1 protein-coding gene is annotated in these 232 nt (G+C 53.0%); it reads left to right on the top strand.

Translation table 11 applies throughout. The features are described from left to right. Window positions 1–35 precede the first annotated feature (35 nt). The coding region (locus SB847_RS22380; protein ID WP_410578967.1) for a hypothetical protein at window positions 36–232 on the top strand (197 nt) is incomplete at its 3' end.

Below are 232 nucleotides of genomic sequence, written 5' to 3'. Positions count from 1 at the left end.
CGCATTGGCTACCGAATTGCAGAGGACATTGAGTAATGTATCGACACAGTCTGCGCACGCGTGTCGCCGTTGCATTTGCGATTTGTGTTGCTGTGCTCAGCGTGGTCTGGGGGTTTGCGTTCTTCGCCGCGATTAAGTTGAGCGAGGACCGTGTTATGACGCGTCAACTGCAGCATGCTATTGAGAGTTATCCCTCTATGCCGATAAACCTTCGTGGTTACGACCAGGCGAG

Source organism: Bacillus sp. SIMBA_026, assembly GCF_046535335.1.
In the GTDB taxonomy this organism is placed as follows: domain Bacteria; phylum Bacillota; class Bacilli; order Bacillales; family Bacillaceae; genus Bacillus; species Bacillus velezensis.
Note: the sequence above shows the minus strand (reverse complement) of the source record. Positions and strands in the feature narration are given on the sequence as shown.